Genomic DNA, 21,787 nt, shown 5'->3' with positions numbered 1-21,787 from the left:
CGGGAGGGTGCCTTGGCCGCTGACCTTTCCTCCGCCGCGACATCGGCTTCAGCTATTAGGGCCTTCGTCACCCGCTTGCATTTCTATGTCGGGCTTTTCGTCGCCCCGTTCATTTTCGTGGCGGCTCTGACCGGCACGCTTTATGTCCTTACGCCGCAAATCGAAAGCCTGGTTTATCGTGATCAGCTTGTGGCACAAACCCAAGGGCCGGCGCAGCCGCTCGAGGCGCAGATTTCGGCAGCCCGTGCTGCGATTGGCGGGGGGCCTAAATTCTTTGCCGTACGCCCAGCGCCCACCGAGGGGTTGACGACGCAGGTCATGTTCACGCAGGCGGGCCTTGGCGATTCCGAAAGCCGGGCGATCTTTGTCGATCCTGCATCGCTTCGTGTCCAGGGTGACCTCATCGTCTATGGAACAAGCGGCATTCTCCCTTTGCGCACCACAATCGATTATCTGCATCGCAATCTCCTGCTCGGAGATTTCGGGCGGCATTACAGCGAGCTTGCAGCATCCTGGCTGTGGGTGGCGGTTCTGGGCGGCCTGTGCCTGTGGTTCTGGCGGCGCCGCCTGCCGAAGACGGCAGGGAAGGGTAGTTCTGCCCGAGGGATCCACAGCCTCACCGGGCTGTGGATCTCACTCGGCCTGCTGTTCCTGTCTGCCACCGGGCTGACATGGTCCCGTTGGGCCGGCGATCACATAGACAGTTTCCGGACGCAGGTCGGTTGGATCACACCTTCCGTGTCGCTGGCACTCGGGGACGGCATGGCGCAGCCCGAGGGTGAGCATGCCGAGCATCAGGGTCACGCCGGCATGGCCATGCCTATGCCCATGCCAGCGCCTTTGGCTTCCGAGACTGAGCTTGCTGCGCAGGCAGATCAGGTGCTCCGGGTGGCGCGGACCGGCGGCATCGATTCGGCGATGATCGAGATACGTCCTCCCCGGTCGGCCGGACAGGCTTGGATGGTGCGCGAATACGACCGGCAATGGCCGACGCAGGTGGATACGATCGCCGTCGATCCGCAAAGCATGACGATTGTCAGCCGTGCCGACTTTGCGAGTTTCCCGTTCGTTTCCAAACTCATTCGTTGGGGGATCGATGCCCACATGGGCATCCTGTTCGGCCTGGTCAACCAAGTGGTCATGGCTCTGCTTGGATGTGCCCTGATGGTTATGATCGGTTATGGCTATCGCATCTGGTGGCTGCGCCGCCCGGCACCCGGCGCCATGCCGCAAACGCTGACGCGGGCATGGTCCTATCTGTCCCTTCGAGCAAAGGTCGTGACAGTGATCCTCGCGCTCGCCTTCGGCTATGCATTGCCTGTTTTGGGCGCGAGCCTCCTGGCCTTCCTGTTGGTCGACATCCTGCGCTGGCGGATGGCAGACAGGAAAGAAGATCGAACAAAGAGAATAGCGACGCCGGCCGAATAGCCACAAAAGAAGAAAGCCCGCGGCCGTTTTTCTGGCTCGCGGGCTTTCAATATCGAGAATGCAGATAGCTGGGTTACTAGGCGTCGACGACGCGCAGGGCCTTTGCCTGAGCAAGGGCTTCCTTCTGCACGGCTTCCTGCACCTTTTCGAAAGCCCGAACCTCGATCTGGCGCACGCGTTCGCGGCTGATGTCGAATTCCGACGACAGTTCTTCCAGGGTTACCGGATCTTCGGCAAGACGGCGTGCTTCGAAGATCCGCCGCTCGCGGTCGTTCAGCACGCTCATCGCCCTTTTCAGCATGGAACGACGCGTTTCCAGTTCGTCCTGCTCGATCAGGACCGCTTCCTGGGTTTCATGATCGTCGACCAGCCAATCCTGCCACTGGCCGGCTTCGCCTTCGGCCGCGCGGATCGGCGCGTTGAGCGAAGCATCGCCGGACAGGCGACGGTTCATGGAGATGACTTCTTCCTCGCTGACATTCAGCTTGGTTGCGATCTCGGTCACCTGATGGGGCTTCAGATCGCCTTCCTCGATGGCCTGGATCTTGCCCTTGAGGCGACGCAGGTTGAAGAACAGCCGCTTCTGATTGGCGGTCGTGCCCATCTTCACGAGCGACCAGGACCGCAGGATATATTCCTGGATCGAGGCCTTGATCCACCACATGGCATAGGTCGCCAGCCGGAAGCCGCGTTCCGGGTCGAATTTCTTGACCGCCTGCATCAGGCCGACATTGCCTTCGGACACGACTTCACCAATCGGCAGGCCGTAACCGCGGTAGCCCATGGCGATCTTTGCCACGAGACGCAGATGGCTTGTCACCAGCTTATGGGCTGCATCACGGTCGCCATGCTCTGCATAGCGCTTAGCGAGCATGTATTCCTGCTGCGGCTCAAGCATCGGGAATTTGCGGATCTCGTCGAGATAACGATTGAGGCCGGCTTCACCGGCAGTAATGGAAGGCAGAGTATTGCGGGCCATAAAGCACCCCTTTCCGAACGTTGTCGGCTCCCTCTTGAACTAGCGCTGCATGCTGAAAGGCGAACCGAAAGTGGCGCGGATCGTTCCCCGATCCCGCACCAATCCGGGTAACAAATAACTACGGTGGAAAGGTGATTCAAGAGGTCACGGAAGTGTTATAGCATTACATCTTGGTAATCCGTCTCCGCCGACCGCCAGATGTCTATGCTCCTGACGAGCCCAGCGAAAGGTCAGCACCGGCCGTGGCTCAGCCTCTCAGGGCCTCCACCAATTCCTGCATGTCGGCCGGTATGGGGGCCTCGAATTCCATGACCTCGCCGGTCCGCGGATGTTCGAAAGCCAGAAGAAAAGCATGCAGCGCCTGGCGCGGAAACCGTCCGACGACGCTCTTTGCGGGTTCCGGCAGAAGGTTTACCTTGGTCTTGAAGCCGGCGGAGTAATCCGGATCGCCGATCAGCGGGTTGCCGACATGTGCCATGTGGACGCGGATCTGATGCGTGCGGCCCGTTTCAAGCCGGCATTCGATTAGGGCGGCAAGCGAGGTTGCATCCGGCTTTTCGTGAAAACGCTCCATGACCTCGTAGTGGGTAATAGCCTCGCGCGCGTCGGAGCTGTCGTCCTTCTGGACGGCTCGCTTGGTGCGGTCGCCGGCGCGCCCCAAAGGCGCGTCAATCGTGCCCTTCAGTCCGCGTGGCCTGCCCCAGACGATCGCCTGATAGGCCCGCTCGAGTGGGCCTGATCGGCCATGGTCGGCGAACTGGTCGGCGAGATGCCGGTGGGCGATGTCATTCTTGGCAGCCACCATGACGCCGCTCGTATCCTTGTCGAGGCGGTGGACAATGCCCGGGCGCTTGACGCCGCCAATGCCGGAAAGGCTGTCGCCGCAATGGTGGATCAGCGCATTGACGAGCGTCCCTGTCCAGTTGCCGGCGCCCGGATGGACCACCAGCCCGGCAGGCTTGGCAATGACGATCACGTCGGCATCTTCATAAAGCACGTCGAGGGGGATGTCCTCACCCTTGGGCTCCGGGTCCTCCGGCTCGGGTAGCCCGATTTCGATCACGTCGCCGACCGCCACTTTCTTTTTCGGCTCCGTGACGACCTTGTCGTTCACCGTCACCGCACCCTGCTCGATTAGCGCCTTGATGCGGTTGCGGGAGAATTCTCCGTCTAGGACGCTTGTCAGCCAGGCATCCAGACGTCCTTGCGCATCTTCTGAGGCGGTCAGGACTTTCCTCGGGCGCTCGGCTTGTTTAAAGGGGTCGTTCATTCATTCATCCGATGTCATGCAAGGACGCTCAATGCCCCAATCCGAGGTCGAGGACCAGGAACAGCCGCTTGATCCGGCAATGGACAGAATCCGCCGGAAAATGGTGCTTCTGATCGTCGTTTCGGGCGGGATCCTGTTTGTCTGCTTTATGGCGGTCCTTGGGGCCATTGTCTACAAGGTCTCGCAGAGACCGTCCGCGCCGACGGCGCCCATCGCGTCCGGCGGCTTTGCCGTACCGTCCGACCAGCCGCTCGCGGCCACTGCGGCGCTCCCCGCCGGCTTCAACGTCCAGGACGTGTCCCTGTCGGGCAGCCAGCTCGTCTTCTATGGTCTTTTGGACGGCGACCAGAAGGTGTTCATCTTCGACCTCGCGGTCGGCCGCATCGTTGCCGACGTCACGGTCGGCACAGCGCCGTGATTCTGCCGATCCGCATCGAGGACGCCGACGATCCGCGCATTGCGGAATTCCGGGCGATCCGCGAGCGGGACCTGACGGGGCGGGAAGGGCGGTTCATTGCAGAGGGCACAGTCGTGCTCCGCATGCTGTCGGCCGCCCATCAGCATGGCACCGACTTCAGGGCGGAAAAGATCCTGCTTCTGGAGAACCGCGTCGGCGGGCTTGTCGAGGTGCTTGCTGAATTTCCGCCGGAGGTGCCGGTTTATGTGGCGAGCGGCGAGGTGCTCGACCGCATTGCCGGTTTCCATCTGCATCGCGGCGTGCTGGCGCTCGGCCGCCGGATCGGGCAGGCCACTGCAGGTGATGTTCTCGAAGGCTTAGACGCTAGTGCCTTGGTGGTTGCTGCCTTCGGAATTTCCAACCACGATAATATCGGCTCGATCTTCCGCAACGCCGCGGCTTTTGGCGCGGATGCCGTCATTCTCGATCAGGGCTGCTGTGATCCTCTTTACCGCAAGGCGCTACGGGTTTCGGTCGGCAGCGTGCTTTCGGTACCCTATGCCCGCGGCGGCTCCGCTTGCGACGTCCTCGCAGCACTGGCGGAGCGAAATTTTGCCGTCTGGGGCTTGTCTCCTTCTGGTAAGACCGAGATTCGGGCCGTCCCGCCCGCGGATCGCATGGCTCTGATCACCGGTACCGAAGGCGAGGGGCTGCCGGCGGCAATCCTTGCAACCATCCGCACCGCGCGCATCGCTCAGGCGCCTGGCCTCGACAGCCTGAATGCGGCAACGGCGACAGGGATTGCGCTCTACGAAATAGCCATGGCACAGGGGCGGCTATAGCGATCGGCTCCGGCCGATCTCCAGAGTTCCATTGATCAGGTTGCGGCGCCACTGGTTGAAGCGAGCATCTTCTTTGCGCGTGCGGCAAGACTTTCCCGATCGCCGCTGCCAGATTTCCCTGCGAGCATCGCATGAATGGGCGATAATTTGCCTTCCGCTGCGGCGGTTACTGCCACCATGCTGGCGGCAATCACTGCCATTTCCTGGCGCAGGGCCTCGTCATTGGCGGTGTTCTTGCTGTTCAAAAGCCGTTCGGCGAGGGCGGTCGCACGGTTGCGCGCCTCTTCCGAAAGGCTTGCAACACGCGAATCGAGCCCCTTGTCGTCCGCCATTGCCTCAACCACATCCGGAAGGATGGCATCGGTTTGTGGATCCTCCGCTTCCTCCACCGGGCGTCTTGCATTTGTGGCCTTTGAGGCAGTACGGCCTGATCCAGCGCCGCGGGTGGTGCGGCTGGCTCCACGGCTTTCCCCATTTGCCGCTTTGAGTTTTTCGCGCAGGCGGACGATCTCCTCGACGCGACGGTTCAGAGCCATTTCCTTATCGGTGCGCTCCGCGATTTCCTTGGTCAGCTTTTCGTCTAGCCGGGCTGCCCGCTGCTCCTCCTGGGCCAGCCGCATTTCGGCATCCTTGGCTCGGCTGGTCAGCACGCGGATATCGTTACGCAGGCTTTCACGCTCGTCACGCAGCGTCGTGACGCGCAGCTTGAGGTTTTCCGTCTCGGTGTCGCGAGCTGAGAGATCGATACGGAAATTATCCGCATCGGAATTGAGCCGAAGCAATTGCTGACGCAGGGCATCTATTTCCAGAGCCTGAGCCGATTCGGCTTCTTCGGACTTCTGCAGCACCGCTTTGAGCTGCTGAATGTAACTGTCCTCTTCGCGCAGCCGCGAGCGGGCATCAGAGGCTTCGACATCGAGATTATCGATCTGCATCTTCAGCTCGGCCTTTTCGGCCTCCATCCGCTTGACCTCGTCCGCGAGTGCATCGGCGCGAAGCTGGAGAGCCGTAGCGCGCTCGCGCTCGCGCACCAGTTCCTGGCGGCTGCGGGCATTTTCCGCGGCATAGACGGCGCGTGCCATGTCCCGCTGGGCGCGGACTTCCTGGGGGCTGATGGGCAGGGTAGCCTGGATGCGCTTCTCGGTATAGCGGACAATCCGCCGATGGATCGCGGGGGCGACGAGCATGGCCAGAAGGGCGGCACTCAGAAAGCCCAAGCCGAACAGAAGAGCAAATTGGATCACGCCGCGGCCGTTTCTCAGTCAGATTGGGTGTGTGATAGGTTTAAGCACGAGCCGCGATGTCCCACAAGCGCCGCAACGAAAGCGGACGGCATCAAGCCTACGAAGCCGTGATGCCGCCGCTCGAGATTGCGATCTAATGCCTGTACTCAGAAGGGGTTCCATGTGGCGTCACGGGTCAGCTTGAGATAGCCGACATTGACTCCAAGACGAGCGCCGATCCCCGTGCGGATGGGAACAAGGACGACGTTGTTGTTGCGCAAAACGGTCATGCCGACGCCGGCCACGACGAAGGCTGAGCCGGAAACGCCGCCGAAGCGGGCGTAAAGCGAATCCACTGCAGGAAGATCATAAACGAGCATCATCGTACGCGTGCCCTGGCCGCCGTAATCGATACCGAGCGAAGGGCCCTGCCAGAAGGCGGGGTGTTGGCCGGCATTCTTGGTGTAGAGTTGGCCTTCGCCATAGGTCAGGCCAGCGATGAAAGCTCCGGAGCCTTCCTGGCCGAGGATATAGCCGTTTGGAAGCCCGTATTGCGAAAAGGCGTTTTCAACCACCTTCGCCAATCCGCCGCTGGTCGAGCCGAAAAAGCCGTGGCCGGCATCGACGATCTCCTGCATCGAATATTGTGACGCACCCTGCTGCGCCGAGGCCGGTGCGGCGAGCAGCCAGAAGCCGCACGCGATCGAGGCGAGGGCGGAGAAGAGGCGGGCAAAGGCGGGAACGTGATGGCGGCGCATGTTCAAGTCCGTTCGATGAGCGTCCAGCTTCAAGCATCATGCTCGAGCCTGTCCTATTTTCGTTTTATGGTGTTAATAATCGGTTTACCAAATATGGTGTCTTTATGGCCGCAGCAATGGGCACCATCCCCACGCAATCTTGGCGTGGAACATGGTCGCCGGCGCGATACATCCAGCAGGAGAAAAATATGCCGAAAAATCCCAACCTTACCCTCAGCGGTCCGGATCTGGCGGCTCTCCTGTGCAGCAGGGTCTGCCATGACGTTATCTCGCCGGTGGGCGCGATCAACAACGGGCTTGAGCTGATAGACGAAGGTGGGGCCGACGCAGATGCGATGGACCTCATCCGCACCTCCGCCCTCAATGCATCCGTCAGGCTTAAATTCGCCCGCCTAGCCTTCGGCGCCTCCGGCTCCGTCGGTGCGTCTATCGATACCGGCGAAGCGGAAAAGGCCGCCAAGGATTTTGCGATCGCCGAAAAGAAGACGGAAGTCACTTGGAGCGGCCCACGCGCCATCATCCCGAAGAACAAGGTGAAACTGCTTCTCAACCTCTTCCTTGTTGCCTATGGCGGCATTCCACGCGGCGGCTCCATCGACGTGACGCTCGAAAACCCGGAGCTTGATGCCAAGTTCATGATCGTCATCAAAGGACGGATGATGCGCGTTCCGGCGAAGTTCAATGAAATCGCCACCGGCACGCTTGACGAGCCTATCGATGCCCATACCGTTCAGCCCTATTACACGGTGCTGCTGGCGGAAGAATGCGGCATGGACCTGAAACACGTGGTTTCGGAAGACAAGATCACCTTCATCGCCGAAAGCATCTCTGCCTGACGACGGTTGCATATTCGCGTGTAACGATTCGTTAGCTGCAATCCCTTATTCATTGACATCAGCAATGGTTGGTGGAGAGAGGGAGCCTCAAGATGCAGCGTTTGATGATTGCCGACAGTTCGGATATCGTACGCAAAGTCGGCAAGCGCATTCTGTCCGAGCTTGGCTTCCTGGTCGTAGAGGCTGGCAGTGCCCCCGAGGCGATCATGCGCTCGCAAGCTGAGCTGCCAAATTTCATGATCGTCGATGCCTCGCTCGACGGCGCCTTGGACGTGATCTCTGCGGTCCGCGGCATGCCGAACGGGCAGGGGGTGCGGATCTTCTACTGCGTCATCGAGGCGGATCTCAAGAAGATGATGGTCGGCAAGCGGGCTGGTGCGGACGATTTCCTGCTGAAGCCCTTCGATCGAAAAATCCTGACCTCTGTGTTTTCCGGCTTTGCGGCCGCAGCCTGACAGCCGTCCTTTATCGTGAGCTATGACCCGGCGGCCTCGGCCGCCGTTTTCGTTTGGCGAGATCACGCTAAAGGCGTGGTCGAACAGGAAAACACCCGCCGGGCTCGCCAGGCGGGTGTTTCAAACTCATTAGGTAAAGGTTTGGATGAGGATCAGGCGCTTTCGGCGAATGCTGCCGCGTCCGGCTCGCGCAGCACATAGCCACGGCCCCAAACGGTTTCAATGTAGTTGGCGCCGCCGGCTGCATTGGCAAGCTTCTTGCGCAGCTTGCAGATGAAGACGTCGATGATCTTCAGTTCAGGTTCGTCCATGCCGCCATAAAGGTGGTTGAGGAACATTTCCTTGGTCAGCGTCGTACCCTTGCGGAGCGAAAGAAGCTCCAGCATCTGGTATTCCTTGCCGGTCAGGTGAACGCGCTGTCCACCGACTTCGACGGTCTTGGCGTCGAGGTTGACGATCAGTTCGCCGGTAATGATGATCGACTGGGCATGGCCCTTGGAGCGGCGGACGATCGCATGAATGCGGGCGACCAGTTCGTCCTTATGGAAGGGCTTGGTCATGTAGTCGTCGGCGCCGAAGCCGAGACCGCGTACCTTGTCCTCGATGCCAGCCATTCCGGAAAGGATGAGGATTGGCGTCTTGACCTTCGAAAGCCTCAAAGTGCGGAGCACTTCATAACCCGACATGTCGGGCAGGTTGAGGTCCAGGAGGATAATGTCATAGTCGTAGAGCTTGCCCAGATCCACGCCTTCTTCACCGAGATCGGTGGTATATACGTTGAAGCTTTCCGATTTCAGCATCAGCTCGATGGACTGGGCCGTCGCGCTGTCATCTTCGATGAGTAGAACCCGCATAATTTTCCCCTTTACCGCCGTGTAAGGTTAATCTGCCCCCTTACTCGTTACGGATCCAGACTGAGCCTGATTTGGAAGCTGCCACTAACTGGTTAACAAATTATGAGCGGTCCTGGCAAGGTGCATCATTTCATTAAGCAAAATTAGTAGTCGCCTGTTTTCTTTTGAGGATTAGCCATTACCAAATTGAACCAGCGGGTGAGGAGAGTCCGCTAAGTGATTCATGCGATTCGACATTATCGCGGCCAAATTGGCCCTGGCATTTACCGACCCTTAAACGATCAGGCTTATCATTAATGATGCCCGTAAACGAAAGGTTAACGCGGCGGCTAAATTATTAACGCCGCAGAAATTTTTTGATCCGGAGTGTAACAATCCGGAGTCATGGGCCGGGGTCTCGCTATCCACGGAGTATTGCGTATGAAGTCGCGTGACAACCTTGTTCGCCTGAAGAGTTTTCAGGTTAACGAAAAACGTCGCCAGCTGCAGCAGCTGGAGATGATGATGGCCGAGTTCGAGCGGATGGCGAAGGAGCTGGAACACCAGATCACGCTTGAAGAAAAGAAATCAGGCATCACCGACGCCAACCACTTTGCTTATCCAACCTTCGCAAAGGCGGCACGGCAGCGGGCAGACAATCTTCAAGTTTCTATCCGCGAACTGAAGGTTCAGCAGGAAGCTGCCGAACTGGCGCTTGAAGAAGCGGAAGCGGAATTTACGAAGGCTTCCGCCCTCGAAGAAAGAGATGGGGGAATGCGCGCTCGCGCCTGAACCGCTTGATCGGGATCCAGGGGATGCGGGGCGCGGTCTGAAGCCCCCCATTTTCCTGCTACCGTTCGGCAAGACTTACTTGATGACGTCCTGCCAGTCAGGATGACGCTCGGCCTGCGCCTTCAGATAGGAGCAGAGCGGAACAATCTTCCAGCCACCCCTGCGGGCTTCCTCGACAGCGTGAACTGCGAGCGCCTGCGCTATGCCTTTTCCTCGTAAAGGCTCCGGCACACCTGTGTGATCCACGACGATCAGTTCCTGTGATTGCCGAGAATAGGTCATCTCCGCCTCATGGCCGTTGATCTTCGCCACATAGCGACCACCCGATTTGGTGTTCTCGTTGATGATGTCCATTGGTTTCCCCGGTTAAGACTTGCTTCCTTCCGATATATGGAGGAGATCGGGAAAAACTGTAGGGAAGGGCGGTATGCGTCATACCTTTGGCGAAAGATGAGGCGTTTCCGGTTCGCCATACTTCTGGCCCTGGCCGCACTCTTCCTGGTGTTCGGGTTGTTCCTGCCGATCATTCGGTTCGAACGGCTTTACTTCTTCAACGAAACTCCGTCGCTTCTCGAACTCATCTCCGGCCTCTGGTCGCAGGGCGATATCGGCCTTTGCGTCGTCGTCGGGCTGTTTTCGATCGTGTTTCCGATCGTCAAGCTGATCGGGCTCGGGCTGCAAATCTTCGTGCGGGACGGAAGCCTTGTTTTTCTTCGCCGCGCGATGCCGCATTTGTCCAAGTGGTCTATGATGGATGTCATGCTGGTGGCGATCGTCGTGTTCGCGGCGAAGAGCAGTGGCTTGGCACAGGCTGCTGCGCAGCCAGGCCTCTGGTTCTACGCGGGGTCGACCCTTATTGCCGGGCTCCTGTCATCCCTGCTGCCGACGGCAAGCAAAACCTGAAACGAGTGATCCAGACAAAGCGAAAGGTGCCCGCTGCGTCATATGACGAGGGCACCTTTGTGGGAGACGGTCTACCCGCGGATGTCGCCTAGTGGCGGTACTGCTGAATTCGCGTCGTGCGCAGGCCTGCCAGGCCATGGTCGTTGATCGAGGCCTGCCAGGATAGGAATTCTTCGACTGTGAGCGTGTAACGCTCACAGGCTTCTTCCAAGCTCAACAAGCCACCGCGCACAGCCGCGACAACCTCTGCCTTACGGCGGATGACCCAGCGGCGCGTATTGGCCGGCGGCAGATCCGCAATCGTCAGGGGGCTGCCATCGGGGCCGATGACATATTTCACTCGGGGACGTATCATTTCGGTCATTGGACTCTCTACACAACACAAGACCACGTCCCGCAGCCTAGCCCCGCAGTTTTAACATTTGACTAAATGGGGAGCACCATTTGTGGCCGGACGCGCAAAGGATGTAATTTGCCGGTGATTCGATGGAATAGCGTGGGTTTCCGGGGGCTTCAGCGGCTGAAAACGCTGCCGCATCACGATCGTGAGCCCTTCGACCACGACTGGCCCGTATCGAAAATGCACAGGCTGGCGCAAATTTCCGCCACTAATTTGCCTTTAGGTGGCGGCGGAAACCTGCAGATCGCTCCCTCAGAGCATGGCGAGAGAGAGCTCAGTCTTGCCGCTGCCGGTCTGGATCTGCACTGTGCCGCTATGCCCGAGCGTCAGCGCGTTGCCGGCAAAGAAGAAGAACACGCCGCTCGCCGAGCGTGTCTGCATATCGCCGGATGGCCCGCTAACTGACAAGAGGATTTGAGAGCCGTTCAAGAGCAGTGTGACTTCATGCGCCGATGAAGCCTGAAGGACGATGTTGAGTGCGACGAGGTAGAGGCCGGATGCCGGGATGGTTAAGGCATTGCCGCTATTGGCCGCTGTAGCTCCAAGTGCGAAGCCTCCCTGGTTGAAAGCGAGCGTCGTAAAGCCGCTTTGCTGCCCGGGCGTTGGCGAAAAACTTGTGCCGGTGCGATAGGCTCGTGCCGTCGGCTGGTTCGGCCGCGAGACATGTCCGGCTCCCGTCAATGCCAGCGCCGTCTTCCAGTTGGCTCCATCGCTGACCTTGATGGAAAATTCGTTGTTGCCGGCCAGCCCCATTTCCGCGTGCCCCGTCCAGTTCGACTGGAAGAGAAGGGATGCGGTGTCGGAAGCCGATGCCTTGTTGACCTTGACCTGGTGACCATTGCCGGCATGATTGAAAAGGCTTGCTGGCGAAGACAGGACGAAGCGGTTGGTGTTGTCCGGTGCGGCGCCGACCCCCAACCGGTCGAAGCTCGCTTCCTGGGGCAGGGGAATGTCCTGCCAGCTCGACCCGGTGAAGACCTTCAGTCTTGCGCTGCTTATGAACCAAACACGCCATCCGACCTTTGGTCGGCTGAAACTCCAGGCGCCGTCCTGCCAGGCGGCGATGCAGCCCTGCTTGCCGGTCCAGAGGCCGGCGGGAGAGCCCGCAACGAGATAGCAGCTGCCTTCCACCGCCGACACCGGAGGCTCAGCCTGCTCGGCGACAACAGTTAGATGGACGAGAGCATCGAGCCGCAGCAGCGCCTCGTTGTGCGTGACGTGTTTCTGCGCCTGGGACGGCAGAATGAAGGGCATGTTCAGATTGGCGGTCGTGTCGCTCATGGTTCGCTCCTGTTCGATCGCGCAAGTCTACAGCCGCTGACAGAGGCGGGGAGGCAGAATGAGCTAAACCATTGGGCCATATGGACCCACACGGGTAAAACATCCCCATTAGCGCCTGCCGTTGCCACGTCGCAAGGTTTGCGCCCGGTTGTCGGGGGCTGTCGCAATCGGGCCTGTGGATGTCCTGAATGCGCTTGTTCTTTCTCCCGCATATGCGAATGTGCCATCGGCAGTGAACGGGACGGGCGCATGCGCTATTCGGCATATTCCATCTTCAAGCAGGCATTTTCCGGCAACCGGTTATGGACGCCGGCATGGCGTGAACCGCAACCGAAAACGCATTATGACGTGATCATTATCGGCGGCGGCGGGCATGGCCTTTCGACGGCCTATTATCTCGCCAAGGAATTCGGCATCACCAATGTCGCGGTGCTGGAAAAGGGCTATATCGGCTCCGGCAATGTCGGGCGCAACACGACGATCATTCGCTCGAACTACCTGCTCGAGGGCAATAACCCGTTCTACGAACTGTCGCTGCAGCTTTGGGAAGGGCTGGAAAAAGACTTCAACTACAACGCCATGGTATCGCAACGCGGCATCGTCACCCTGTTCCATTCCGATAGCCAGCGCGACGACTATGCACGCCGCGGCAATGGCATGCGCATGCACGGGGTCGACGCCGAACTGCTCGACCGCGAGCAGGTGCGGCGGATGATGCCCTATCTGAACTTCGATCATGCGCGCTTCCCGATCTTGGGCGGGCTTTACCAAAAGCGCGGCGGCACAGTTCGTCATGATGCCGTCGCCTGGGGCTATGCCCGCGGCGCCGATCAGCGTGGCGTCGACGTCATCCAGCATTGCGAGGTAACGGGAATCCGCCGCGAGAATGGAGTGGTCGTCGGCGTCGAGACGACGAAGGGCTTTATCGGCTGCAGCAAGCTGGCACTGGCGGCGGCCGGCAACACGACGACGGTCGGACGTATGGCCGATCTCGACCTGCCGATCGAGACGCATGTGCTGCAGGCCTTTGTCTCAGAGGGGCTGAAGCCGGTGATCGACCATGTCATCACCTATGGCGCCGGGCATTTCTACATTTCCCAGTCCGACAAGGGCGGCCTGGTGTTCGGTGCCGGACTGGACTTCTATTCCTCCTATGCGCAGCGCGGCAATCTGCAGACGGTGGAGCATACGATGGAGGAGGGGGTCACGATGATCCCCGGCCTGTCGCGCGCCAAGGTGCTGCGGGCCTGGGCGGGCGTTATGGACATGTCGATGGACGGCTCGCCGATCATCGACCGGACGCCGATCGACAATCTCTACCTCAATTGCGGCTGGTGCTATGGCGGCTTCAAGGCGACCCCGGCTTCCGGTTTCTGCTTTGCCCATCTGATCGCCAGGAACGAGCCGCATCATGTGGCGCGCTTCATGCGGCTCGACCGGTTCGAGCGCGGTTACATGATCGACGAAGCGGGTAAAGGCCCGCAGCCGAACCTTCATTGAGATATTGACGATGGCAAGCCTGATCACCTGTCCGCATTGCGGAACCAGACCGAAGGAAGAGTTCTCCATCCGCGGAGCGGCAGCCCCACGGCGTCCGTCACCGGCTGCGCGCGACGAGGTATGGCATCGCTATGTTTACGTGCGCGACAACCCGAAGGGGCGCTACGAGGAATATTGGCATCACGCGGCCGGGTGCCGGCGCTGGCTGGTGGTCGATCGCGACAACCTGACCCACGAGGTATTCGGGGTAACCGATGCGACGGATCACCTGACGGCGGAGGCTGGCGAATGACCTCCTACCGCCTCGACGCCGGCGGCGCGATCAACCGTGCCCAGGCACTGACCTTCACCTTCGACGGCCAGAGCTTCAAGGGGCTGGATGGCGACACGGTTGCCTCGGCGCTGCTGGCCAATGACCAGATGCTGATGGCGCGCAGTTTCAAATACCACCGGCCGCGCGGTGTCGTAACCGCCGGCTCGTCGGAACCGAACGCGCTTCTGACGATCGGCAGCGGCCTGCGCGCCGAACCGAATGCCCGCGCCACGGTCACCGAGCTCTACGATGGGCTTGTCACGACCAGCCAGAACCGCTGGCCGTCGTTGAAGACGGATATCGGAGCCGTCAACGGCCTCCTGTCGCCGTTTCTCGGCGCCGGCTTCTACTACAAGACCTTCATGTGGCCAGCGAGCTTCTGGGAGAAGCTTTACGAGCCGCTGATCCGCCGTGCCGCCGGCCTCGGCAAGCTTGTGCTGCAGCCCGATCCCGACCGCTATGAAAAGTGCTGGGCGCATTGCGACCTTCTGGTGATCGGTGCCGGTCCTGCCGGGCTGATGGCCGCGCTTGTCGCGGGCCGTTCCGGGGCACGGGTCATCCTGGCCGACGAGAGTTTTACGCTCGGTGGCTCGCTGCTGTCGGAGAACGTCGCAATAGGCGAGACACCGGCCTCGGAGTTCGCTAAGAGGACGATCGAGGAACTGGCATCGCTGCCGAACGTCACCTTGATGCCGCGCACCACCGTCTTTGGCTGGTATGACGACATGGTGTTCGGCGCGGTCGAGCGGGTGCAGAAGCACGTCGCATCCCCGTCGCCGGACCTGCCTATGGAGCGGCTCTGGCGGATCGTCGCCAAGCGGGCGATCCTCGCATCCGGTGCCGAGGAACGGCCGCTTGTCTTCGGCGGCAATGACAAGCCCGGCGTGATGACGGCCGGCGCGGTGCGAAGCTATCTCAACCGGTACGGGGTCGCAGTCGGTTCCAGATTGGCGATCTTCACCAATGGCGGCTCCGGATACCGCACGGCAGCGGATCTAACGGCGAGGGGGATCAAGGTCACGGCGATCATCGATGCTCGGCAACAAGCGCCGGATTTGGGCCCCGACGGCGTTCGCGTCATCCGCAACGGTGCGGTGGTCGCGACTAAGGGCCGTCATCGCCTCGAAAGCCTGATCGCCGAGCGGGCCGGCTTCCAGGAAGTTATCGATTGCGATGCGCTTGCCATGTCCGGCGGCTGGTCGCCCATCGTGCATCTGATGTGCCAGCGTGGCGCCAAACCTATCTGGTCGGAGGAGAAGCAGGCCTTCATGGCTCCGAATGTGGGTGGCGCTTTCGTCGCCGCCGGTGGCGCCCATGGAGCGGACACGATCTATGCCTGCCTGCGTGACGGCGCGGCCAAGGCTGCGGCAATGATGGGCGAGCTCGGTTTCTCAGCGTATCAAGCGACCCTTCCGGAGGTCGAAGGGGAATATGATCCGTCCTTCGCACCCGTCTGGTATGTGCCCGGAGCCAAGGACAAGGCTTTTGTCGACTTCCAGAACGATGTGCATGTGGGCGATCTCGGCATCGCCCAACGCGAGGGGTTCCGGCATATCGAGCATACAAAGCGCTACACGACATCAGGCATGGCGACCGACCAGGGCAAGCTCGGCAATGTCAACACGGCCGGGATCGTCGCTGGCATGCGCGGTGTTTCCCCGGCCGAGATCGGCACGACCACCTTCCGACCGTTCTATACGCCGGTGTCCTTCGGGGCGCTTGCCGGTGCCGCCCGTGGCGAGCATGCTGCACCTGTCCGGACATCGCCGCTACATGGCTGGGCCAAGAAGAACGGCGCCACTTTCGTGGAATCCGGTCTCTGGTATCGTTCGGCTTGGTTTGCGAAAGAAGGCGAGAAAACCTGGCGAGACAGCGTCGACCGCGAAGTGCTGAACGTGCGGGCCAATGCCGGCCTTTGCGACGTGTCGACGCTCGGCAAGATCGAAATCTTCGGCGCCGGTGCGGCAGAATTTCTCAACCGCGTCTATTGCAACGGCTTTCTGAAGCTGCCGGTCGGCAAGGCACGCTATGGCTTGATGCTGCGCGAGGACGGCATCGTCTTCGACGACGGAACGACCAGCCGCCTTTCCGAGCAGCATTACGTGATGACAACAACGACCGCCTATGCGGCGGAAGTCATGGCGCATCTGGAATTCTGTGCCCAGACCTTCTGGCCGGAGCTGGACGTGCGCTTCGTATTCGTCACCGATGAATGGGCGCAGATGTCGCTGGCAGGTCCGAAAGCCCGCATCATCTTGAGCCGGATCGTCGAGGACGACATCTCGAATGTCGCTTTTTCATTTCTCGCAGTGCGGACGGTGACGCTACGCGGCGGCCTGAAGGCGCGTCTCTTCCGCATCTCCTTCTCGGGTGAGCTAGCCTATGAGCTCGCCGTGCCGGCAGGCTACGGTGAGGCTGTGGCCGATGCGATTATGGAGGCCGGCCGTGAAGAAGCGATCTGCGCCTATGGCGTCGAGGCGCTGAACGTCCTGCGCATCGAAAAGGGCTTCGTCACCCATAATGAACTCGATGGTCGCACCACCGCCGACGATGTCGGGCTTGGCAAAATGATGGCGATGCAGAAGGCCGACTTCATCGGCAAGCGGCTTTCCACCCGGTTTGGCCTGACGGCCGCCGACCGGCTGCAACTCGTCGGCCTGAAGCCTGTCGAAGCAGACAAGGAGATCAAGGCGGGCGCGCATCTGCTCAAGGAAAATGCCAAGCCGTCCCTGGCAAACGATCAGGGCTTCGTCTCGTCCGCCTGCTTTTCACCGACGCTCGGCGGCTTTATTGCGCTGGCCATGCTGAAGTCCGGCCGTGAGCGAACCGGCGAGCATATTGTGGTCTGGGACGCCTTGCGCGGTGCGGAAGTGCCGGCGGAGGTCTGCCAGCCGGTCTTCTTCGACCCCGACAACACTAGACTTCATCTGTGAGTATGACGATGGCGCTCAACCTCCTTCACCGGCATGTCCTCGAAGATCACATCCTCGGTTTTCACGGCGGCGCGAACCCGAACCATCTCTCGGTTGTCCGGCGCCCGGTGATCTTCTCGGTTCTGGCGCATGCCGGCCGCGAGGGGCAGGTCAGGGAGGCGCTGGCGAAGGCTGAGGATATTGCTATCCGGGCCTGTGGCCCATCGGAATGGCTGGCCGTGTCGCAGACGGCGGGCGCCGAGCATGTTGCTGCGCAGCTTTCAGCTATACCTGGTGTCTCGCTTGCGGAGCAAAGCGATGGCAAGGTGCTGATGGCGATTGCCGGCCCGAGCGTTCGCAGGATCCTGGCCAAATGCGTCGCGGTTGATCTGCACCCGGACGTGTTTGCCGAAGGCCAGTCGGCGAACATGATGTGCTGTCACGTCGTCGCTAATCTCGCCCGGACCGGTGCCGACACGTTTGAGATTATTGTGCCGCGCTCCTTTGCAGGCTCCGTCTTCGAGGAGCTTACGGAGATGGGCCGCGAGCATGCCCTGACGGCGTCGTTCTTGGACGCCTGAGGCTTCAGTACTTTTCCCGCACGAAATACCAGAGCGACTTTTCTTCTGACGCGGCGACCACGAGATCCGGTCGCCGTTCAAGCGCAGGCACGAGGCTTTCCAGCCCTTCGACCCTGTTCAGGATATCGACTAGGTCAGGAGCCAGCTCTTCGGCAAATTCACGGCAGAAGCCATGGATGACGCCGAATTCGATCGTCTTTCTCGGCGTCGCGTCACGGACCATGCTCAGGACGCTGCCGACCAAGTGGTCAAATTTCTGAACGCTTGTCATTGTGCCAATCCCTGTTCGCTGGCGGTCATGCAGATGATACGCGAGGTTTGTGAAACAAGTTTCGGGCGCCCTCGGATAAAGTCGGTTCCTTCGGTCAGTCAATCTCCCAAGTGGCGCGAACCGAACACTGACTATGTCGGAAACGACAAATCCGGCTTCGCAGAATAGCCTATTGGGCTTACGCAGGAGGCTCTAGGTTCCTTGCGATCTTACCGTACTCGACCGGAGAATTCGAATGAAGAGCCATGCCCAGGTCGTCGTCATCGGCGGCGGTGTCGTCGGATGCTCCGTCCTCTATCATCTCACCAAGTTCGGCTGGACCGACGTGGTGCTGGTCGAGAGGTCGGAACTGACCTCCGGTTCAACCTGGCATGCAGCCGGCGGCATGCACACGATCAACGGCGACCCGAACGTCGCCAAGCTGCAGAAATACACGGTCGACCTTTACAAGGAGATCGAGGATTATTCGGGCCAGGACATCGGCCTGCATATGACCTCGGGGCTCATGCTGGCCGCGACCCACGAGCGGTTCGACTGGATGAAATCGCTGCTCGCCAAGGGCAAATATGCCGGCGGCGAAGCACGGCTGATTTCTGCCGAAGAAGCCCACGACATGATGCCGCTTCTCGATCCGTCGCAATTCGTTGGCGCCGTCTTCGACCCGCATGAAGGGCATCTCGATCCCTACGGCACGACGCATGCCTATGCGAAATCGGCCAAGAAGAATGGCGCGGAAATCTACCTTCACACCAAGGTCGAGGATCTCGTGCAGCTGGAGGACGGCACCTGGCGGGTCATCACAGACAAGGGCGAGATCCACTGCGAGCATGTCGTCAATGCCGCAGGCCTGTGGGCTCGCGAAGTGGGGCGCATGGTCGGGCTGGAACTGCCGGTGCTGGCCATGGAGCACATGTATCTGATCACCGAGGACATGCCGGAGGTGATCAAATTCAACCAGAGCCGCGGCAGGGAGCTGATGCACTGCGTCGATTTCGACGGCGAGATCTACATTCGCCAGGAACGCAATGGCATGCTGATGGGCACCTACGAGAAGGATTGCCGACCCTGGTCGCCGATCGAGACGCCGTGGGATTTCGGCCACGAACTGCTGGCCGAGGACCTAGAGCGCATCACCAACGAGCTTGAGGTTGGCTTCCGGCATTTCCCGGCCTTCAACAATGCCGGCATCAGGAAAATCATCAACGGGCCCTTCACCTTCTCCCCGGACGGAAACCCTCTCGTGGGCCCGGTGCGCGGCATGACGAATTTCTGGTCGGCCTGCGCCGTGATGGCCGGCTTCAGCCAGGGCGGCGGTGTCGGGCTGGCGCTGGCGCAATGGATCATCAACGGTGATCCGGGCTTCGACGTCTTCGCCATGGACGTCTGCCGATACGGCGACTATGCAACGCTCGCCTATACCAATGCCAAGGTGCGCGAAAACTATTCCCGCCGCTTCTCGATCCGCTATCCCAATGAGGAACTGCCGGCGGCACGACCGCTGCTGACGACGCCGATCTACGACAAGCTCAAGGCCGCCGGCGCCGTGTTTGGCGCATCCTACGGGTTGGAAACGCCACTATGGTTTGCGCCGGAAGGGGTGGAGGACAAATTCTCCTGGCGCCGGTCCACGGATTTCGAAGCGGTCGGAAAGGAGGCAAGGGCGGTGCGTGACCGTGTGGGCCTGATGGAAACCTCAGGCTTTGCCAAATATGCCGTGGCGGGCGAGGGCGCCCACGACTGGCTCGACCGCATCCTGGCCGGCCGCATGCCGTCTGCCGGGCGAATGACGCTGACACCCATGCTCAACGATGCCGGCAAGCTGATCGGCGATTTCACGCTCGCTAATCTCGACGATCAGGAATTCCTGCTGATCGGCTCCGGGATCGCCGAAGACTATCACATGCGCTGGTTCGAGAGCCATCTTCCCGAAGACGGTTCGGTGGAGCTGAATACGCTCAATCTGGGGCTGGTCGGGCTGTCGGTGGCGGGACCGAGGTCGCGCGACGTCCTGCAGAAGCTGACCCACCTCGACCTGTCGGATGCGGCACTGCCGTTCATGTCGATCACCGAAGTCGATCTCGGCATGGCGCCGGTCATTCTCGGCCGTGTCAGCTATACGGGCGATCTCGGCTTCGAGCTGTGGATGAAGCCGGAATTCCAGCGCAGCCTTTTCGACCTGATCATGGAGGCCGGTGCGGAATTCGGCATCCGGCTTTTCGGGCTCCGGGCCCTCAATGCACTGCGCCTCGAAAAGGGCTTCGGCAGCTGGTCGCGCGAATACCGGCCTTTGTACGGGCCGCAGGAAGCCTCGCTCGGGCGCTTCATCGCTTATGCAAAGCCGGCCGACTTCATCGGCAAGGCGGCGGCGCTCGAGGAGAAGGCTTCGGGCGGTGCGCTTCGCCTGGTGACGTTCGTGGTGGATGCTCGAGATGCGGACGTTATCGGCGACGAGCCGATCTCGCTGAACGGCCAAGTCTGCGGCTGGGTCACGTCCGGCGGCTACGCTCATGCTTCGGGCGTGTCCGTCGCCATGGGATATGTGCCGCGAGAGATCGCCACCGTTGCGGACGGTTGGCAGATCGAACTTTTGGGTGAAATGCTGGATGCGCGATTGCAGACGCATCCGCTCTTCGACGCGCATGGCGCGCGCATGCGCGGCTGAGACAATCTTGCAAAGTAACACGAGGAAACCTGTGGCTAATTTTTTGCCACAGGCTGCTGCTTTTTTGTTGCTCATGGACTTTGTGGCGTCAAATTGTTGAGAATGCGGTGATTCTTAAGCCTCCTGCGGGTTTTGGACTTCACATTTCTTTCGAAAACGTTATGAAATCGCGGGTGTAAGAACCCATTAGGGACATCCAATACAAGAGACGCAGCGCACTCCTGAACTGCGTCCGGGGGAAAAGGTATATGGAGTATTTTATCCAGCAGCTCATCAACGGGCTGACTCTTGGATCCATCTATGGCCTCGTGGCGATCGGCTATACGATGGTTTACGGCATCATCGGCATGATCAACTTCGCCCATGGCGACATTTTCATGCTCGGCGGCTTTGCCGCCTTGATCGTCTTCCTGATCGTTACTTCATTTTTTGCCGGCATACCGATCGCGCTTCTGCTTCTGGTGATGCTGCTGGTGGGCATGATTCTGACGGGCTTGTGGAACTGGACGATCGAGCGCGTGGCCTACCGCCCGCTGCGGGGATCCTTCCGGCTGGCGCCGCTGATCACCGCGATCGGCATGTCGATCGTCCTGTCGAACTTCATCCAGGTGACACAGGGGCCGCGCAACAAGCCGATCCCGCCGCTGGTCAACGACGTTTATCACCTGGGTGCCATCACGATTTCGCTGAAACAGCTGCTGATCGTCGTCATCACTGCCGTCCTCTTGTTCGCCTTCTGGTATATCGTCAACAAGACACCGCTCGGCCGCGCTCAAAGGGCGACGGAACAGGATCGCAAGATGGCGGCCCTTCTCGGTGTCGACGTTGATCGGACGATCTCCATCACCTTCATTATGGGTGCCGCGCTGGCAGCTGTCGCGGGTGGCATGTATCTGATCTACTACGGCGTTGCCTCCTTCAACGATGGCTTCATTCCCGGCGTAAAAGCTTTCACAGCAGCAGTTCTCGGTGGCATCGGCTCGCTTCCGGGCGCAGTTCTCGGCGGTCTCCTCATCGGGCTTATCGAGTCCCTGTGGTCTGCCTACTTCTCGATCGCCTACAAGGATGTCGCGACCTTCGCGATCCTTGCTTTCGTGCTGATCTTCAAGCCGACCGGCATCCTCGGACGTCCGGAAGTGGAGAAGGTCTGA

General features: G+C 60.3%; 22 protein-coding genes. 13 read left to right on the top strand and 9 right to left on the bottom strand.

What is annotated here, in order from left to right; all coding sequences use genetic code 11:
• Positions 1-12 precede the first annotated feature (12 nt).
• Positions 13-1,428 (top strand): PepSY-associated TM helix domain-containing protein, encoded by a 1,416-nt coding sequence (locus E2F50_RS03960; protein WP_202615402.1) that lies wholly within the window; start codon positions 13-15, stop codon positions 1,426-1,428.
• Between the two features lie 76 nt (positions 1,429-1,504).
• Here E2F50_RS03960 and rpoH read toward each other — a convergent pair whose 3' ends face one another.
• On the bottom strand, positions 1,505-2,407 hold the full coding sequence (rpoH, locus tag E2F50_RS03955; RefSeq protein ID WP_133314733.1) for an RNA polymerase sigma factor RpoH: 903 nt from the start codon (positions 2,405-2,407) through the stop codon (positions 1,505-1,507).
• Between the two features lie 247 nt (positions 2,408-2,654).
• Complete coding sequence (locus tag E2F50_RS03950) at positions 2,655-3,677, bottom strand: RluA family pseudouridine synthase (protein ID WP_133314732.1); 1,023 nt, start codon at positions 3,675-3,677, stop codon at positions 2,655-2,657.
• Positions 3,678-3,708: 31 nt separating this feature from the next.
• On the opposite strand from E2F50_RS03950, the gene E2F50_RS03945 reads away from it, so the two are divergent.
• Together E2F50_RS03945 and E2F50_RS03940 are read left to right on the top strand one after the other, a co-directional pair.
• Entirely contained in the window at positions 3,709-4,095 is a 387-nt protein-coding gene (locus tag E2F50_RS03945; protein WP_133314731.1) for a hypothetical protein, read from the top strand.
• On the top strand, positions 4,095-4,916 hold the full coding sequence (locus E2F50_RS03940; RefSeq protein WP_133315229.1) for a TrmH family RNA methyltransferase: 822 nt from the start codon (positions 4,095-4,097) through the stop codon (positions 4,914-4,916). Before E2F50_RS03945 ends, E2F50_RS03940 begins: the two co-directional genes overlap by 1 nt.
• A 35-nt stretch (positions 4,917-4,951) precedes the next feature.
• Here the strand turns inward: E2F50_RS03940 and E2F50_RS03935 are convergent, their stop codons facing one another.
• Both E2F50_RS03935 and E2F50_RS03930 read right to left on the bottom strand, forming a co-directional pair.
• Complete coding sequence (locus E2F50_RS03935; protein WP_133314730.1) at positions 4,952-6,160, bottom strand: coiled-coil domain-containing protein; 1,209 nt, start codon at positions 6,158-6,160, stop codon at positions 4,952-4,954.
• Positions 6,161-6,306: 146 nt separating this feature from the next.
• Positions 6,307-6,897, bottom strand: a complete 591-nt coding sequence (locus E2F50_RS03930) for a DUF1134 domain-containing protein (protein ID WP_133314729.1) — start codon at positions 6,895-6,897, stop codon at positions 6,307-6,309.
• Positions 6,898-7,085: 188 nt separating this feature from the next.
• On the opposite strand from E2F50_RS03930, the gene chpT reads away from it, so the two are divergent.
• Both chpT and E2F50_RS03920 read left to right on the top strand, forming a co-directional pair.
• Positions 7,086-7,733 (top strand): histidine phosphotransferase ChpT, encoded by a 648-nt coding sequence (chpT, locus tag E2F50_RS03925; protein ID WP_133314728.1) that lies wholly within the window; start codon positions 7,086-7,088, stop codon positions 7,731-7,733.
• 92 nt (positions 7,734-7,825) lie between these two features.
• On the top strand, positions 7,826-8,188 hold the full coding sequence (locus tag E2F50_RS03920; RefSeq protein ID WP_133314727.1) for a response regulator: 363 nt from the start codon (positions 7,826-7,828) through the stop codon (positions 8,186-8,188).
• Positions 8,189-8,340: 152 nt separating this feature from the next.
• Here E2F50_RS03920 and ctrA read toward each other — a convergent pair whose 3' ends face one another.
• On the bottom strand, positions 8,341-9,042 hold the full coding sequence (ctrA, locus tag E2F50_RS03915; protein ID WP_133314726.1) for a response regulator transcription factor CtrA: 702 nt from the start codon (positions 9,040-9,042) through the stop codon (positions 8,341-8,343).
• A 420-nt stretch (positions 9,043-9,462) separates the two neighbouring features.
• Between ctrA and E2F50_RS03910 the strand changes: the two genes are divergently transcribed.
• Positions 9,463-9,813 (top strand): flagellar export protein FliJ, encoded by a 351-nt coding sequence (locus tag E2F50_RS03910; RefSeq protein WP_133315228.1) that lies wholly within the window; start codon positions 9,463-9,465, stop codon positions 9,811-9,813.
• A 75-nt stretch (positions 9,814-9,888) separates the two neighbouring features.
• On the opposite strand, the gene E2F50_RS03905 is transcribed toward E2F50_RS03910, so the two are convergent.
• Positions 9,889-10,167 carry a GNAT family N-acetyltransferase gene (locus tag E2F50_RS03905; RefSeq protein ID WP_133314725.1) on the bottom strand — a complete coding sequence of 93 codons (279 nt, stop codon included), beginning with the start codon at positions 10,165-10,167 and terminating at the stop codon, positions 9,889-9,891.
• Between the two features lie 96 nt (positions 10,168-10,263).
• Here E2F50_RS03905 and E2F50_RS03900 point away from each other — a divergent pair, with 96 nt between their 5' ends.
• Entirely contained in the window at positions 10,264-10,716 is a 453-nt protein-coding gene (locus tag E2F50_RS03900; protein WP_133314724.1) for a paraquat-inducible protein A, read from the top strand.
• Between the two features lie 88 nt (positions 10,717-10,804).
• Here E2F50_RS03900 and sciP read toward each other — a convergent pair whose 3' ends face one another.
• Positions 10,805-11,080 carry a CtrA inhibitor SciP gene (gene sciP, locus E2F50_RS03895; protein WP_062455190.1) on the bottom strand — a complete coding sequence of 92 codons (276 nt, stop codon included), beginning with the start codon at positions 11,078-11,080 and terminating at the stop codon, positions 10,805-10,807.
• Positions 11,081-11,368: 288 nt separating this feature from the next.
• On the bottom strand, positions 11,369-12,397 hold the full coding sequence (locus tag E2F50_RS03890) for a DUF2793 domain-containing protein (protein ID WP_133314723.1): 1,029 nt from the start codon (positions 12,395-12,397) through the stop codon (positions 11,369-11,371).
• A 249-nt stretch (positions 12,398-12,646) separates the two neighbouring features.
• Between E2F50_RS03890 and E2F50_RS03885 the strand changes: the two genes are divergently transcribed.
• From E2F50_RS03885 to E2F50_RS03870, 4 genes are read left to right on the top strand one after another with little or no spacing between them, the layout of a single operon-like run.
• Positions 12,647-13,897 (top strand): sarcosine oxidase subunit beta family protein, encoded by a 1,251-nt coding sequence (locus E2F50_RS03885; RefSeq protein WP_133314722.1) that lies wholly within the window; start codon positions 12,647-12,649, stop codon positions 13,895-13,897.
• Positions 13,898-13,907: 10 nt separating this feature from the next.
• The gene (locus E2F50_RS03880; RefSeq protein WP_133314721.1) at positions 13,908-14,189 is read left to right on the top strand and encodes a sarcosine oxidase subunit delta; all 282 of its coding nucleotides are present in this window, start codon (positions 13,908-13,910) and stop codon (positions 14,187-14,189) included.
• Positions 14,186-17,143, top strand: a complete 2,958-nt coding sequence (locus E2F50_RS03875; protein ID WP_133314720.1) for a sarcosine oxidase subunit alpha family protein — start codon at positions 14,186-14,188, stop codon at positions 17,141-17,143. The genes E2F50_RS03880 and E2F50_RS03875 overlap by 4 nt, the downstream gene beginning before the upstream one ends.
• Before the next feature lie 8 nt (positions 17,144-17,151).
• Complete coding sequence (locus E2F50_RS03870; RefSeq protein WP_133314719.1) at positions 17,152-17,703, top strand: sarcosine oxidase subunit gamma; 552 nt, start codon at positions 17,152-17,154, stop codon at positions 17,701-17,703.
• A gap of 4 nt (positions 17,704-17,707) precedes the next feature.
• Here E2F50_RS03870 and E2F50_RS03865 read toward each other — a convergent pair whose 3' ends face one another.
• Positions 17,708-17,974, bottom strand: a complete 267-nt coding sequence (locus E2F50_RS03865; protein ID WP_133314718.1) for a hypothetical protein — start codon at positions 17,972-17,974, stop codon at positions 17,708-17,710.
• A gap of 235 nt (positions 17,975-18,209) precedes the next feature.
• On the opposite strand from E2F50_RS03865, the gene E2F50_RS03860 reads away from it, so the two are divergent.
• Both E2F50_RS03860 and E2F50_RS03855 read left to right on the top strand, forming a co-directional pair.
• Positions 18,210-20,636 carry a GcvT family protein gene (locus E2F50_RS03860; protein WP_133314717.1) on the top strand — a complete coding sequence of 809 codons (2,427 nt, stop codon included), beginning with the start codon at positions 18,210-18,212 and terminating at the stop codon, positions 20,634-20,636.
• A gap of 248 nt (positions 20,637-20,884) precedes the next feature.
• Positions 20,885-21,787 (top strand): branched-chain amino acid ABC transporter permease, encoded by a 903-nt coding sequence (locus tag E2F50_RS03855; RefSeq protein WP_133314716.1) that lies wholly within the window; start codon positions 20,885-20,887, stop codon positions 21,785-21,787.

It is taken from the genome of Rhizobium deserti (assembly GCF_004358025.1).
Classification (GTDB): domain Bacteria; phylum Pseudomonadota; class Alphaproteobacteria; order Rhizobiales; family Rhizobiaceae; genus Neorhizobium; species Neorhizobium deserti.
The sequence above is the reverse complement of the archived record's forward strand: the minus strand, read 5'-3'. Positions and strand labels throughout refer to the sequence as shown.

What these genes read in the sequence shown, in the direction of transcription:
- rpoH (WP_133314733.1), bottom strand. Translation starts at nt 2,407, where the DNA reads ATGGCCCGCAATACTCTGCCTTCCATTACTGCCGGTGAAGCCGGCCTC.
- E2F50_RS03950 (WP_133314732.1), bottom strand. Translation starts at nt 3,677, where the DNA reads ATGAACGACCCCTTTAAACAAGCCGAGCGCCCGAGGAAAGTCCTGACC.
- E2F50_RS03945 (WP_133314731.1), top strand. Translation starts at nt 3,709, where the DNA reads ATGCCCCAATCCGAGGTCGAGGACCAGGAACAGCCGCTTGATCCGGCA.
- E2F50_RS03930 (WP_133314729.1), bottom strand. Translation starts at nt 6,897, where the DNA reads ATGCGCCGCCATCACGTTCCCGCCTTTGCCCGCCTCTTCTCCGCCCTC.
- chpT (WP_133314728.1), top strand. Translation starts at nt 7,086, where the DNA reads ATGCCGAAAAATCCCAACCTTACCCTCAGCGGTCCGGATCTGGCGGCT.
- E2F50_RS03920 (WP_133314727.1), top strand. Translation starts at nt 7,826, where the DNA reads ATGCAGCGTTTGATGATTGCCGACAGTTCGGATATCGTACGCAAAGTC.
- ctrA (WP_133314726.1), bottom strand. Translation starts at nt 9,042, where the DNA reads ATGCGGGTTCTACTCATCGAAGATGACAGCGCGACGGCCCAGTCCATC.
- E2F50_RS03910 (WP_133315228.1), top strand. Translation starts at nt 9,463, where the DNA reads ATGAAGTCGCGTGACAACCTTGTTCGCCTGAAGAGTTTTCAGGTTAAC.
- E2F50_RS03905 (WP_133314725.1), bottom strand. Translation starts at nt 10,167, where the DNA reads ATGGACATCATCAACGAGAACACCAAATCGGGTGGTCGCTATGTGGCG.
- E2F50_RS03900 (WP_133314724.1), top strand. Translation starts at nt 10,264, where the DNA reads ATGAGGCGTTTCCGGTTCGCCATACTTCTGGCCCTGGCCGCACTCTTC.
- sciP (WP_062455190.1), bottom strand. Translation starts at nt 11,080, where the DNA reads ATGACCGAAATGATACGTCCCCGAGTGAAATATGTCATCGGCCCCGAT.
- E2F50_RS03890 (WP_133314723.1), bottom strand. Translation starts at nt 12,397, where the DNA reads ATGAGCGACACGACCGCCAATCTGAACATGCCCTTCATTCTGCCGTCC.
- E2F50_RS03885 (WP_133314722.1), top strand. Translation starts at nt 12,647, where the DNA reads ATGCGCTATTCGGCATATTCCATCTTCAAGCAGGCATTTTCCGGCAAC.
- E2F50_RS03880 (WP_133314721.1), top strand. Translation starts at nt 13,908, where the DNA reads ATGGCAAGCCTGATCACCTGTCCGCATTGCGGAACCAGACCGAAGGAA.
- E2F50_RS03875 (WP_133314720.1), top strand. Translation starts at nt 14,186, where the DNA reads ATGACCTCCTACCGCCTCGACGCCGGCGGCGCGATCAACCGTGCCCAG.
- E2F50_RS03870 (WP_133314719.1), top strand. Translation starts at nt 17,152, where the DNA reads ATGGCGCTCAACCTCCTTCACCGGCATGTCCTCGAAGATCACATCCTC.
- E2F50_RS03865 (WP_133314718.1), bottom strand. Translation starts at nt 17,974, where the DNA reads ATGACAAGCGTTCAGAAATTTGACCACTTGGTCGGCAGCGTCCTGAGC.
- E2F50_RS03860 (WP_133314717.1), top strand. Translation starts at nt 18,210, where the DNA reads ATGAAGAGCCATGCCCAGGTCGTCGTCATCGGCGGCGGTGTCGTCGGA.
- E2F50_RS03855 (WP_133314716.1), top strand. Translation starts at nt 20,885, where the DNA reads ATGGAGTATTTTATCCAGCAGCTCATCAACGGGCTGACTCTTGGATCC.